The organism is Donghicola sp., from assembly GCF_025210255.1.
Lineage (GTDB): Bacteria > Pseudomonadota > Alphaproteobacteria > Rhodobacterales > Rhodobacteraceae > Donghicola > Donghicola eburneus.
In genome coordinates this window covers 1-14,310 of record NZ_JAOARZ010000030.1, presented here as the reverse complement: position 1 = coordinate 14,310, position 14,310 = coordinate 1, and the positions used below count along the sequence as shown (strand labels likewise).

9 protein-coding genes are annotated in these 14,310 nt (G+C 60.2%); 1 reads left to right on the top strand and 8 read right to left on the bottom strand.

Features of this window, described 5'->3' with window-relative positions:
• Positions 1–5: 5 nt before the first annotated feature.
• The 5 genes from N4A58_RS14910 to N4A58_RS14890 all read right to left on the bottom strand — a co-directional run bounded on the left by N4A58_RS14910 (position 6) and on the right by N4A58_RS14890 (position 11,095).
• On the bottom strand, positions 6–2,861 hold the full coding sequence (locus N4A58_RS14910; RefSeq protein ID WP_293710946.1) for a monovalent cation/H+ antiporter subunit A: 2,856 nt from the start codon (positions 2,859–2,861) through the stop codon (positions 6–8).
• A 128-nt stretch (positions 2,862–2,989) separates the two neighbouring features.
• Positions 2,990–7,048, bottom strand: coding sequence for a translocation/assembly module TamB domain-containing protein (locus tag N4A58_RS14905; protein WP_293710944.1), 4,059 nt, complete (start codon positions 7,046–7,048; stop codon positions 2,990–2,992).
• On the bottom strand, positions 7,045–8,784 hold the full coding sequence (locus tag N4A58_RS14900) for an autotransporter assembly complex family protein (protein ID WP_293710942.1): 1,740 nt from the start codon (positions 8,782–8,784) through the stop codon (positions 7,045–7,047). The genes N4A58_RS14905 and N4A58_RS14900 overlap by 4 nt, the downstream gene beginning before the upstream one ends.
• 298 nt (positions 8,785–9,082) lie before the next feature.
• Entirely contained in the window at positions 9,083–9,703 is a 621-nt protein-coding gene (locus N4A58_RS14895; RefSeq protein WP_293710940.1) for a response regulator transcription factor, read from the bottom strand.
• Between the two features lie 462 nt (positions 9,704–10,165).
• Entirely contained in the window at positions 10,166–11,095 is a 930-nt protein-coding gene (locus tag N4A58_RS14890; protein WP_293710938.1) for a DMT family transporter, read from the bottom strand.
• 266 nt (positions 11,096–11,361) lie between these two features.
• On the opposite strand from N4A58_RS14890, the gene N4A58_RS14885 reads away from it, so the two are divergent.
• A complete protein-coding gene (locus N4A58_RS14885) occupies positions 11,362–11,958 on the top strand; it encodes an outer membrane beta-barrel protein (protein WP_293710936.1) in 597 nt (198 codons plus the stop codon).
• A 127-nt stretch (positions 11,959–12,085) separates the two neighbouring features.
• On the opposite strand, the gene msrA is transcribed toward N4A58_RS14885, so the two are convergent.
• The 3 genes from msrA to queG all read right to left on the bottom strand — a co-directional run bounded on the left by msrA (position 12,086) and on the right by queG (position 14,203).
• Positions 12,086–12,595, bottom strand: coding sequence for a peptide-methionine (S)-S-oxide reductase MsrA (msrA, locus tag N4A58_RS14880; RefSeq protein WP_072708653.1), 510 nt, complete (start codon positions 12,593–12,595; stop codon positions 12,086–12,088).
• A 5-nt stretch (positions 12,596–12,600) separates the two neighbouring features.
• Positions 12,601–13,047: a peptide-methionine (R)-S-oxide reductase MsrB gene (gene msrB / locus N4A58_RS14875; RefSeq protein WP_293710933.1), complete on the bottom strand. Its 447-nt coding sequence runs from the start codon at positions 13,045–13,047 to the stop codon at positions 12,601–12,603.
• 124 nt (positions 13,048–13,171) lie between these two features.
• Entirely contained in the window at positions 13,172–14,203 is a 1,032-nt protein-coding gene (gene queG, locus N4A58_RS14870) for a tRNA epoxyqueuosine(34) reductase QueG (RefSeq protein ID WP_293710931.1), read from the bottom strand.
• Positions 14,204–14,310 lie beyond the last annotated feature (107 nt).

The following is a 14,310-nucleotide window of genomic DNA, read 5'->3' as shown; positions in this document are numbered from 1 at the left end:
CATAGTTAGTGATCCTCGCTCTTGGGCAGGCGCGATGGGTTGATGTCCATCGGGTATTCATCAGGCACATCACCGCGGCGGTAGGCCAGACGCGACAGGCTTTCCAGGGTCAGCATGACAGCGCCAACAACCGCGAGGAACACCCCAAGGTCAAAGCCCATGGCCGTCGCCAGCTCGAACTTCTCCAGCGGCGGGAACTGGAAGTACCCGTAATCACTGGTCAGGAACGGCATGTTGTTAAAGAACGCCCCAATGCCCGTGATCGCTGCGATGATCACACCGCTCGCGATTGTGGCGTGGTAGGGATAGCGCTGACGCTGGTCAGCCCAGTCATAGCCTGATGCCATGTACTGCATCAGCAGCGCAATCGCGACGACCAGACCGGCGACGAAGCCGCCCCCTGGATCATTGTGACCCCGCAAGAAGATGTAGACGCCCACCATGATCGCGATTGGCAGCAGCAGACGGGTCGCGACCACCATCATTAGCGGGTGCTCGTCGCCCGCGACGGGATGGTTCGGCTTACGCTCCAGCAAGCTCAGGCGCACTTTGGACCCCAAGAGCCCTTCGGTCACGCCATAGATGATCAGAGCGGCAATCCCCAGAACGGTGATCTCGCCAAAGGTATCAAAGCCACGGAAGTCCACGAGGATGACGTTCACCACGTTATCCCCGCCACCCAGATCGTGGCTGTTGGCCAGATGGTATTCCGCGATCGAGGGCATCGCAAAGTCGGTCAGCATCACGGTATAGGCCAACGCGGCGACTGCCACGCCAACACCGCCCGCGATGATCAGATCGCGTGCCTTGCGCGCTGTGCTGCTCTCACGCGGCGTGAATTCCGGCAGGAAGTTCAGCGCCAGCAGCAGCAAGACGATGGTCACAACCTCGACCGACAACTGGGTCAAGGCAAGGTCAGGCGCGGACAGGTAGTTAAACGACAGCGAAATCACGACGCCAATGATCCCCAGCACGACCAGCGCCAGCAGGCGATGACGGTGATAGAAGACAGTGACGCCTGTACCAACGATCAGCGCAAACCACGCAATGATCGGAATGATGTCAGCTTGCATCGGCTCGCGCAGCAGGCTCACACCTTGGCCACCGGTAAAGGCATGCCACGAGGCCAGCACCGCAAAGATAAAGAAGATCGCCGCATAGCGGGTCAGTTTGCCATCATGCAGCGTTCCGGTGATCCAAGCCGCAGCGGACGATACAGCGCCCACGATAGCATCAAAGATAACCTTGGCATCGGGACGGGGCGCCGCATGCCACAGTCCGTTGGCTGGACGGTACAGCGCCAACAGCACCAGACCACCCAGAACAGCGATTCCCGACATGTAGAGTGCAGGTGTCACGCCATGCCACAACTTCAGATGCGCATGGGGATGCGCACCATTGCCCATCACAGACGCAGCGGTCGTATCGACCAGCGGACCCACCAATGCTTGGCTAAAGAGACCAATCATCACCACTAGGATGGCAAGGAACGCAGGCGACAGCCACATGCCGAACGGCGGATCATGAGGCTTGTGCGGATAGTCATCACGCACAGGGCCGAACCAAGTGTGGATCAGCAGGCGGAACGAGTACGCCACAGAGAACAGCGCACCCAAAGTCGCCAGAGCAGGCACCAGCCAGTGATTGTCCCCCAGATAGGTGTGCGCAGCAGCCTCGAGCATCATTTCCTTGGACAAGAAGCCGTTGAAGGGCGGAATGCCTGCCATGGACAGGGACGCCACGGCCGAGATGATGAACGTAATCGGCATCAAGTGCCGCAAGCCGCCCAATCGGGTGATGTCGCGCGTATGCGCCTCGTGATCCACGATACCGGCTGTCATAAAGAGCGAAGCTTTGAAGGTCGCGTGGTTGATGATGTGGAACACCGCGCCGATCACAGCCGCTTCGGTGCTAAAGCCCAGCAGCATGGTGATCAGGCCCAGATGGCTGACGGTCGAGTAGGCCAACAGCCCCTTCAGGTCATTCTGGAAGATGCCGATCAGCGCGCCCAAGACCATTGTGATCAGACCCGCCAGCGTGACGATCCAGAACCATTCCGCGGTGCCGGACATCACGGGATAGAGGCGCGCCATCAAGAACAGGCCCGCTTTCACCATGGTCGCTGAGTGCAGATAGGCCGACACAGGCGTCGGCGCAGCCATCGCGCGCGGCAGCCAGAAGTGGAAGGGGAATTGCGCAGACTTGGTGAACGCACCCAACAGGATCAGGAGCAGCGCCGGAACGTACAGCGGGTCCGCTTGGATCAGATCGCGCTTTTCCAACAGCTCGGTCAGCTCGTAGGTGCCCGCGATATTCCCCAGCATCAGCATGCCGCCGATTAGGGCCAAACCGCCCATGCCGGTCACAGTCAGAGCCATCCGTGCGCCTTGGCGCCCTTCGGGCAAGTGCTTCCAATAGCCGATCAGCAGGAAGGACGACAGCGAGGTCAACTCCCAGAAAACCAGCAAAAGCAGGATATTATCCGACAGGACAATCCCCACCATCGCGCCTTGGAACAGCAGGAGGTAGGTGTAGAAGTTCCCCATCGGGTCTTTCGTGGACAGATAGAACCGAGCGTACAGGATGATCAAACACCCGATACCCAGGATCAGCGTCCCGAAAAGCAGCCCCAAACCATCAAGGTAGAAACTAGCGTTAAGACCAAGCGCAGGCATCCATTCGACCGAGGCCGTGATCACTTCGCCCCGCAGCACGGCGGGAGCATGGACCAACAGGCCAATCAATGCGGACAGAGAGATAATACCCGTCCAGGTCGAACAGGTATTCCGCCCCGCCTGGATCATCAGGCCGGGCAGCAAAGCGCCAATGAAGGGTAGAGCAGCGATCAGAAAGAGTGACACCGGGGCTGGACCCTCAATTAGTTGCAGTTAGCAGTTTGGTTAGCAGGGTACCCGCCTGCCTTCAATCTAAACGGAAACTATTCGTATCACTCTAAACGTCAAATTTACTGACCAGCGTTATCAAAAGATTAATAATCCCGCTCAAAGAAAATCCCGACGCTACTCTGGCCATCGTTATCCACACCACCGCGCGCCGTAACTGACGGACTGATATCGATATTCAGGTTCAACTCCGTCTGCCCCGTCGCCCCAACGGTGACATCGGTGTAGACGTTGTCTGAGATGTACTTGCCCGCCCGCAGCGCCGCATTGCCCTGTTCATCCGTGGTCACATCCAGATCATCCAGATCAAAGCCCTGACGCAATCTAGAGACGATCCCCTCGCCGCCGCGCCCAGCCAGAACCGCCACCGCATTTGCGAGTTGCAGCGCCTGAAAGGCAGACAGGCGACTCATGTCACGACCGAACAGCAGCTGTGCCAGAACCTCGTCCTCGGGCAATTCGGGAGAAGAGCTAAAGGACACCTCGGGCGACGATGCTTCGCCATCTACGATGATATAGGTCATCACATCGCCTTGCTCGGTCTCGACCACCAGTCGGATTACAGGAACCAAGGCCCCTTCGAGGCTGATATACCCTTCGTCAAAGTCAAAGCGTTGCCCCAGCAGCAGCAAGCGCCCGCGCACCAAATCGAAACGACCAATCGGGATGATATCCGCTGTCGTGCCGGTCAGACGGATTTGCCCCCCAAGCTCGGCATCCAGCCCACGACCACGGACAAAGATACGCGATGGCGCGCTGATCGTGACGTCCAGCGGAATGGCGATGCCGGGGCCTTCGTCTGCGGCTTCTGGGGTCGCTGTCGTCGACAGCCCTGCTTTGTCCAAGGTCCGGCGCACGTCAGCTGGCGTCCCGAGATGCTCAATATCCGGAATACTGCCCGCTGCGCCCGCGCCCGTTTCGGGAATACGCAGTTCAGCTTCGCTCAGAGTAATGTCCCCAGACAGGCGTCCACCATCCAGAGCAGGACCCCGGAACCGCAAATCGCCGCCCAAAGTTGCCTCGTACAGACCCGGATCGACCAAGGTCAGTTCCACGATCGAGACATTGGCATCAACGTTGTAATTGCCGGTTAGCCCTACGGTGCCGCTCACCCCAATGCTGCCTCCCTGACTGCTGCTTGCGTTCAGGTCCAAGCGCACTTGATTGCCACCAAGGGTCGCGGTGCCGCCGATATCATTCAGCGTAATGCCCGACGACGGCTCGGAAAACAGCCCGTCCGACAGGGTCACGGTCCCGCTCAGCGCATCCAGTCCCGCAGGGCCCCGTAGCGCCAGATCGAACCGCGCGTCTCCCGACACGCGGCGCGGTGCGATCATCGGATTGGCCAGTCCCAAGGGGACACCGCCGGTTGCCGTCAGGTCCAGATTTCCGTTGCTCAGGATCGCGCCATCCACATTCGTCGTCATCCCCGCAGGACCGGTCAGCGTGGCATCAATCGTCGTGGTGTCAGCGTCGCCACCCACTTGGGCATTCACCGTAACAGGGCCAGAGAAGTCACCGTTGATCCGCCCCACATCAGGGACACGTGCATCCGCGGTTAGGGATTTGCCCTCTTCGGTCAGGGACCCGCTCGCTGTCAGGTTAAGGTTACCAGCATCCAGCGACAGACGCTCGATGGTGATGTTGCTCCCGTCACGGATGACGTGGGTGTCCAGATCGAACCGCCCCGCCAGAACGCCGTTGATATGCGGGTCCCCCAGATCAAGGCCGCTGCCCGATCCGGTCACCGTCACATCCGCCGCGGTCGCAGACACCGTGCCATCCACATCGAGTTGCGCAGCCCCGCGCAACTGACGACCCGCAAGTCCAGAGAACCGCGAGGCATCCCGCACATTCGCCGTCAGATCGACTGTGGCAATCTGCGTTTCCATATCCACTGACACATCGCCCGAGGCCCCGTAGTCCGCCCCCTGCAAGCGCAGCGGGTCCAGCATCAAGGGATTGCCATCGGCGTAATCAAACGAAGTTTGGAAACTGACCTCCTGCCCCAAAGCCTGCGCCAGCGCAGCATCTTGAGGTCTCAAACCCCTCAGCGCCGCATCGATCGACCCACGCACGGCTTCGACAATGCCGTTCTCGCCTTGCGCGTAGCTTCCAGACCCCTTGATCAGCGCCTCGGCCACCGCCCCCAGCGGATGGTTCACGCCGCTCAGGTCTGTCTTGATGTTCCAGCGTCCATCTCCAGCGCTCAGGTCGATTTTGCCTCCCGACATTGCCAATTGGTCCTCGCCCAAGGGGATCACCAATCCGCTCGGTCCGCTCAGAACACCGTCCACTAACAGGGATTTCAGGATTGCGCCCGACAGAACAATGTCACCGTCCAAAGCTGCTCGGCCAGAACCGCCCCGACCCAACCGGCTGAAATCTTTGACAAAGGTATTAAACTCGAAATTTGTCTCCGCGCTACCGATAGTGCCATTGGCCTGCACCCGCGCGCCGTCCGTGTTCGCCAGCAGTTCGTCGATCGTCAGGCCCGTTTCATCGCGGCGTGCCACGACCGACAGACTGCCATCGCCGCCCACCAGACCGTCCAGCATCTCTTGGCCAATCTCCAGCGCCCGCGTGTCCCCCGTCGCCCGCAGGTCAAAGGCACCGGACAAGGGCACAACCGTCCCCGACACCGCAAACTCGGCTGCGCCATCCAGGTCCAAGCCCGCCATCTCTCGCGCTTTGGACAGATCATCCGCAGTCACGTTCAGGTCGAGCTTGGTGTCATATCCGCTCTCCAGACCATCAATCGTCGCAGACCCCGTGGCCACAAAGGCCAGCGCATTGATCGCCAAATCGCTCAGATCCAAGGGCTGTCCCTCGACAGCGGTCAAGCTGACAGCACCCGTTACCTGTGGCCCCAACAGCGCCTGAAGCGCCGCGTCGGCCATTTGCAGGTCCGTCGTCTCGAAATCAAAGCGGGCCGTCACGGTCTGGGGCATACTCTCGCCCGCCGGTGTGATCTGTCCTCGGCCTGTCAGAACTGCTTTGGGCAGGGTCACAGCCGCTTGGCTGAGGCCGTTCAGCACCACCTCGCCCTGCCAATCCGCGCTCGACGCGGCATCGTGGTTCACATCGAGCGTCACACTTTCAACAGTGACAGCCTCGGCCAAGGTCAGGGGCGATCCATCCGGTGCCCGCAAGGAACCTTCGAGTTCAATGCTCTGGGGCAGACCCGAGGGCCCGATCACAGCCGCGCCCTGTACATTGGCGGCGCGCGCCTCGATCAACAGATTATCGAGCGTGAGCGTGCCATCATCCGCCTTGGCCGCCGAAGCGACAACCCGCGCGTCATCCCCCAGCAAATCGTGGTATAGCGGCTCGACCAAGGGGCGCAGATCGCCCCCCAGATCGACGTCCAATGCCTGTCCGCGCAGGGTCACCTGCCCGCCCAAACGCAGCGAACTGTCGGTCCGCAGCGCAATATCCACCGTTAGATCGTCTGCAGGCCCCTCGCCTTCGATCCGCAGATCAATGCTTGGGTTTTGCGGAATACCCGCCAAAGTCGCTACGATCCCGCCCGCATCCTCTGACGCGGCCACCAAAATAGAGGCCGTATTTTCACCGGGATCATAGGCCAGATCGACTTCGAACTGACCGTTCGGGCCGTCCGTACGTTCCGCATTTAGGGAAACAGTGCCCGCGCCATCGGCCAGTTGTGCCGACCCACTCAGGGTCATAACCGCGTCCTGACCAATCACATCGGCGCCCAAAGCCGCACGATCCACCTGCAATGTTTCGACAGTTACCGACACAGGCAGATCCGGCAGAGAAAACGCTGTCGCCTCGGGTGCGGGAACATCAACCTCGTTCGAGATCGGTTTGCGCGGCATCGAGATGCTCTCGGCGGACAGCTCGTTCACCTCGATCCGGCCCCGCAGCAGGGCCGCGCGGCTCCAATCCAGCGCCAGTCCTGTCGCATCCAGCCAAACGCCCTGATCGTCCGCGATGGTCAAACGGTCGATGGTCGCGCGGGAGCTAAGCGCGCCCTCGAACCCTTCGATCCGAACCTCGCGTCCTGCTCCGGACAAAGTGTCCTGCAACAGCCGCTCTAGGTAGCCTTGGCCGTCGTCATCCTGCGCCACTGCCCCAACGGGCAGCAACAGCACCAAAAATGCTGCAAATATCCGTCTCAAAACGCCTGTCCGATCCCGATATAGATTTCGTATTCACGGCCAATGTCATCACCGCTCATTGGCGTCGCAACGTCCAGTCTCAAGGGGCCGATAGGTGTGTTGTACCGCACGCCGAGACCTGCACCCGCGTGGTCCTCGCCCTCGGTGTCCAGCCCCAGCTCGCCACCGACAAAGCCATAATCGACAAAGCCAACCGCGCTGATCGCGTCCGTGATGCCCTGACGCAGCTCCAAGGACGCCCCTAGGAAGCTCGCCCCGCCGCCGTCATTATAGCCCAGCGATTGGTAGTTCTGGCCGCGGACGGTGCCGCCGCCCCCCGAATAGAACTGGAAGTCCGCGGGAACATCCTCGGCCTTGGCTCCCTCGATAAAGCCAAGCTGACCGCGCAGGGCAAACACCGTCGTTTCGGTCGCGCTGAAATACGTCCGCGCATCAAAAGTCGATCGGATGCCCTCTGGCGTGTCGTTCAGCCCGTAAAACGGCATGACTTCACCGCTCAGGTAATATCCGCCCGTCGCGTCGCTGCCGCCTTCGCGCTTGTCATAAGTGGCCGAGACTGGGAACAGCAGTTGGCTGTAGCTGATCTCGCCATCGCTGTCCTCAATAGTGGCGCGGCGGAACGCGACACCGTATTGCACGGTCAGATCATCGCTCGCACGGCGCAGGATACCGACATCGGTCCGGAACTGGTCGCTGTTATACTCTGGCTCGTTCATGCGCTCCAACGCGGTCTGCACGAACAAGATATTGCGCGGGTCAAAGGTCGCCGGACGTTCGAAACGGGTGGTCAGGTTTACATCCTCGCCCCCAGTGGTTCCGCCGATCCCTGCGACCTCGACGTCAAACCGCAGCTTTTCCGCGCCACCAAGGATGTTGCGGTGCATCCAGAAGCTGGACAGCGTCACCCCCTCGTCCGAGATCAGTTCCGCCCCGAACCCAAAGCGTCGTGGCTTGGCTTCGACCACATTCACCGCAAAGTCGAGCGTATCGCCATCGCGGATCTCGTCCGCCTCGCGCATGGCAACGGCGCTGAACGCACCAGTATTGCGCAAGCGTGTCGACGCATCTGCGACCAAAGCGGGATCATAAATCTCGCCGCGCGGCAGACCCGCGATTGCGCGGATACGCTCTTCGCGCACATTCCGGTTGTTTTCGACGGCCAAACGGCCAAACCGCAGCTGCGGCCCCGTTGTAATTCCCAGTGACACATCCAGCGCTTCGGCAGGGTGATCTGCCACAATACGCTGTCCGGTCAGGTCTGCTTTGGCATAACCCACCTCGCGCCACGCATCCACGGCGTCCTGACCGGTGCTGCGGATCACGTCCAGACGCGCATCTTGGCCGCGCGCGAACTCTGCGGGCGGTTCGGTGCCGTCGGGCAACGGCCCCACCTCTGCCTCGCGGAACACAAAGCGCGGTCCGGTCTCGACAGTGATCTGGGCTGACTGAAATTCTGCTGGCAACCGGAACGGGTTCAGCTGGCTGGCCTCGTTGCCATCCAGCCGCACGCTGACGTTCGGTCCATAGTAGCCTTCTTCGTACAGAACACCCACGATGGTGTTGTACTCCGCCAAGGCCGCAGCGGCGTAATCTTGCGCCGTCACATCTTCGGTCTCGTTCGCCGCATAGAGGCGCGACGCAGTCCGCAGACGGTCTTCTAATGCGTCATCCCCGCCCGATACGGAGAGATCGATATCAATCGCAGGCCAAGCTGCGGTCGTGAAAAGCGCTGTCAAAACCGCGCTCGAAAATACTGAACGAAAAAGTCTATCCATCGGCCCACACCTAGTGCTCTGGGGCAGATTAGGCCAACGAAAAGAGCTTTGCACCAGCACTTCGTTGTAAGAGCGGTTTCCCGCTAGATTGCCTTGCCCCTCTTCGGGCCGCAGACTTTGCGTCGATCAGTCAACACCTACACATCCAACAACAGCCCGCCGGGTCTCGCCCGATCCGGCGCGGCGCATCATTGCATCCATGCCGTAACTGTCTGTGCGGTCATTACTTTCCCCCCTGATCTCGTGAGCGCCCAACTGTTTAGAACAGGCCGGACTCTTTCGCGATCAAGGCCGCTTGGGTCCGGTTATGGACGCCGATTTTGCGGTACAGGGTTTTGACGTGCAGCTTAACAGTGGGCTCACGAACGTCCAGATTGCGAGCAATCTCTTTGTTCGACAGGCCGCCGCTCAGACCTTCGAGAACCTGCATCTCACGACGCGACAGTTGCGACGCCAGCGGGTGGTTCTGCGCAGAGGCTTCGTCCTCTTGGGACATGAAATCGAGCGGTGCATACTGCTCGCCCATTGCCATGAAGCGTACCGCGTTAACGACGCTACGGGCCGACAAGGTCTTGGGCAGAAAGCCCGCTGCATTTTCCGCCAGTGCCTGCTCGGCCACATCGCGGCTGGCCACACCAGAGATCAGGGCAACGCGCTGGCCACCATTCATGGCTTTGACCTTTTTCAGACCTTCCAGCCCGTTCATCCCGGGCATGTTGAAGTCCAGCAGGACCAGATCGAAATCGCCTTCGTCTTCGATCAACTGAACCGCGCCATCCAGATCCTCGGCGGTGCGGGTCTCGATGTTGCCTTCCTGCTCGAGGTAAAGCTCTAGGGTATCCCGAAGCAGTTCGTGGTCGTCTGCAATAAGAATACGCATTGTTTGTTCCTTTTCATTGCCGACCTGCGCGTCCCGTAAAAGGGCAAAAACCGTTATCATTGCGCGGGTCAGAGTTTCGAAAAACCAGGAACCATATACTCTCAACCGATAGGCCCACTATGACATAATAAGTTGCCCTTAGGAACGTATTTCACCCAGTCGGGTCGCCCCACCATACCCCACCGCGACCGCCGAATTATCCACTGCGGATACAAAAGCATCCGGAATTAGACGTCCTTCGGGTCGTAGTAACGCCCTGAAAATCAAGTATATTTGAATTTAAGGATTTTCTTATCCGGATTGATCTACCCGACCGGTCAGGTTTTCCGCTAACATCCACAAACTTTGTTTTGCGCAGACGCAAACAAAAATGGGTCTCATTTTGCAAATATCGTTCGGAGTAGATTCGGATGTCTTGTAATTAAGGATTAAAACTTACGTATTGCGGATAATACCTAAGTATTATCCCTGCGGTGTCATGCCAGAACGGGCTTTGCCGCGCCGCAAACCCAGACGGTGCTCGCGCCAGATGATCAGGCCCCCAGCCGCGATCACCACGCACGATCCGATCAGCATTTGAACGGTCGGGATCTCGTCAAACAGGAAATACCCCATCCCCAGCGCCATGATGATCGCGCTGTAGTCAAACGGCGCGACCAGCGCCGCTCCGGCAAACCGGTAGGCCGAGGTCATCAGGATTTGCCCCAGCCCCCCTAGCAGCCCCGCCCCGATCAGCAGCCCCAGCGAAATCGGGTCTGGCATCACCCAACCAAAGGGCGCGGTCAGCAGAGACAGCCCCGTGGTTGTGACTGTGAACCAGAACACAATGGCTGTGGTGTTGTCGATCTCGACCAGACGGCGGATCTGGATTTGCGCCAGCGCCCGCGCCACAGCCGAGCACAACACCAACACAGCGCCCAAGGCCGCACCATCCGCAGCCGTATCCAGCGTCATGCGCGGCGACAGGACAATCATCACCCCGACCAGACCCAACAGCACCATGGAAAGTCGGAACGGCCCCACACGCTCTTTGAGCAGCAGTGCGGCAAAGACCACAGTCAGCAGCGGTGCCGCGAACCCGATCGCCGTCACTTCGGGCAAGGGCAGCAAGCCCAGCGCCAGAAAGTTCATGCCCATCGCGCTAGATCCGATCAATCCGCGCAGAACGTGGCCTATCGGGCTTTTCACTTTGATCCCGCTGCGCAGACTGCCGCTGATCCACAGCCACGTGAACAAAACCGGCATCGCAAACGCCGAGCGGAAAAACACCGCTTCGCCCGTCGGCACCACATCCGCTGTTGCTTTCACCATCGCCGCCATAGAGGTAAAGGCGACAACCGAGACAAGTTTGAGCGTAATGGCCTTAAAAGGCTGGTAAGTTTCGTAGGGCATGCCTTGGCAGTGCGCCTCTTTGACCCATCGGTCAAGCTTTTAGCCATGCGGCCACGGCAAACACGCTATTCCAAATCCCCGCGCCCCATGCCCGCCATCGGCATTTTTCGCCGACCCCGTGCACATGTTCCCGCCGATCCGGTCACGACTTCGCGCCTTACAAGTGATTTTCCTGTGATTGAACAATGCCTTATCCCACCACAGATAACCACCAACGCCGAACACCGGCGGATTTGTTTTGTTTAAAAGAAAGAAAGGTTGAGATCATGGCTATCAAAACCGCAGCTCTCACTTCGATCGTTGCCCTGTCGGCAGCACCTGTTCTGGCTGGCTCGCTGACCCCCCCGCCCACCGAACCCGCGCCCATCGTGGCACCCGAACCTGTCAGCGTTGATGGCAACTGGACCGGCTTCTACGGCGGTATCCAAGCGGGCGGCGGCAAAGTCGAAACCGACGAAGGCGCAATCGACATGGACGGCAACGGCGGTCTCGGCGGTGTGCACCTTGGCTATGACTATGACTTCGGCAAATACGTTCTGGGTGCAGGCATTGAATTCGACGCAGGCAACATCGAACTGGATGACGGCGACGAAACTCTGCAAGACGTCACCCGCCTGAAGCTGAAGGCTGGCTACGACATGGGCCAAGGCCTGCCCTATATCACCGCCGGTGCAGCGGGCGCCAACTTCGAAGAGGCTGGCTATAACGAAGGCGGCTTTGTCGGCCTAGGCTACGAGCACAAGGTCACCGACAATGTGACCGTCGGCGGCGAAGTCCTGCGCCACCGCTTTATCGATATGGACGACACCAACACAGACGCTGATGCGACCACCGCTCAGGTCCGGATGTCCTACCGCTTTTAACGAGTGAAACGGGTAAGTAACCCACATCCCCAGTAACCCAAGTACGAGTAGGCCCCCCGCTTCACCGCGGGGGGCTTTCGTTTGGGCCCTCGGACATAGAAAAACCGGCCCGGAGGCCGGCTTTCGTTCATTCCGCTGCGTCGCGCTTGGGCAACACCCAGTCGGGCCGCGGGAAATGACAGGTATAGCCGTTGGGGAACCGCTCCAGATAATCCTGATGCTCTGGCTCGGCCTCCCAGAAATCGCCGACCGGCTCCACCTCGGTCACAACAGTACCGGGCCAGATGCCGCTCGCGTTGACGTCCGCGATCGTATCCTCGGCCACGGCCTTCTGCGCGTCATCTACATAATAGATGGCGCTGCGATAGCTCATGCCCAGATCATTGCCCTGCCGGTTCAGCGTGGTCGGGTCGTGAATCTGAAAGAAAAACTCCAGCAGCTGCCGATAGCTGATCACAGCCGGATCAAACAGGATCTCGATCCCCTCGGCATGGGTGCCATGGTTGCGGTAGGTCGCATTAGGTACATCCCCACCGGTATAGCCGACGCGGGTGGACTCGACCCCGGGCAGCTTGCGGATCAGATCCTGCATCCCCCAGAAACAGCCGCCCGCCAGAACTGCGCGCTCTTGTGCCATATCTCTTACTCCTTCTCGACCAAGGGCACGAACTCGCCGTACCCCTCGGCCTCCATATCCTCGAGCGGGACAAACCGTAGCGCCGCCGAGTTGATGCAATACCGTAGCCCACCCTGATCGCGCGGACCATCATCGAACACGTGCCCCAAATGGCTATCACCATAGGTCGACCGCACTTCGGTCCGCACCATGCCGTGCGTGGTGTCACGCAATTCCTGAATGAACTCTTCGCTCACGGGGCGGGTAAAGCTCGGCCACCCACAGCCCGATTCATATTTGGCCGCGGACACGAACAGCGGCTCCCCGCTGACGATATCCACATAGAGGCCCTTTTGCTTGTTCCCCAGATAGCGCCCTGTGCCGGGCCGTTCCGTGCCGCTCTCTTGGGTCACGTAATAGGCGTCAGGCTCCAGCGCGGCGATCACATCGGGGTCACGGGTATACTTGGCCAACAGACCACTCCTCTTTGCTTGGATGTCCCTAATGTGGGGCGCCACAGGCCTTCGGCAAACCCCTATAACATTATCATGACGACGCAGTGAGACCTCTGGTATCCGCCACGAAACAAGGATAGAATCACCCTAGTTGTAAGGCAGCCCACCGCGCTGCATCGGCCACGCCCTCATCGGGGTCGGTTAACAGCGCGGTGGCCACCTCTTTCAGCGACGCATCCCCCGAATTCCCGATGGCATACAGCACGTTTCGAACAAAGCGGTCGCGCCCGATCCGTTTGATCGGACTGCCACTGAACCGCTCGCGAAACGCCGCATCGTCCAGCGCTGCCAACTCGCGCAACGGCGGCGCCACAGTCCCCTCGCGGGCCGCATAGCGCATGTCACTGGCCGCCACGGCAAACTTGTTCCACGGGCACGCGGCCAGACAATCATCACACCCGTAAATCCGGTTCCCCAAGCGCCTGCGCAGCGCCTCGTCCACGGGCCCCTTATGCTCGATGGTCAGGTACGAAATGCAACGCCGCGCATCCATCTGATAGGGCGCAACAAACGCATCCGTCGGACAGGCCCGCAAACACCGGTCGCAGCGCCCGCAATGGTCCACCTCGGGCTCGTCCACGGGCAAATCCAGCGTCGTAAACACCGACCCGATAAAGAACCAGTTCCCCATCTGCCGACTGACCAGATTGGTATGCTTGCCCTGCCAGCCCAAACCCGCCGCCTGCCCCAAAGGCTTCTCCGGCACCGGCGCCGTGTCCACAAATACCTTCACCTCGCCGCCACCCTCGGCAATCAGCCAGCGCGCCAAGCGCTTCAGCCGCTTCTTGACCAGATCATGGTAGTCCTTGCCCCGCGCATAGAAGGAAATTGCCCCGCGATCAGGCATCCCCACCACGTCCATCGGATTGTCCTCAGGCGTATAGCTTTCCCCCAGCACAATCACCGACCGCGCCTCGGGCCACAGCGCCGCAGGGTCCCCGCGCCACGACATCCGCTCTTCCATCCAGCCCATCTGGCCATGAAAGCCCTGCGCGACAAACGCCTCCAAACGCGCCGGAACCTCCGGCACGTCCCAAGGGCGACACACCCGAACCTCGGAAAAGCCCTCGGCCCGCGCCTGCGCCACCAATCGGGCTTTCAACGCGTCAGTCATTCATCTTGGTCCAATTACCCCGGGGGTGGGGGGGGCGGCGCCCCCCGGCCGCCCGCGAAGGAAATCCCCGACCCGGCAGTGGGGGGGCGCGGGCAGGCCCGGGGGGG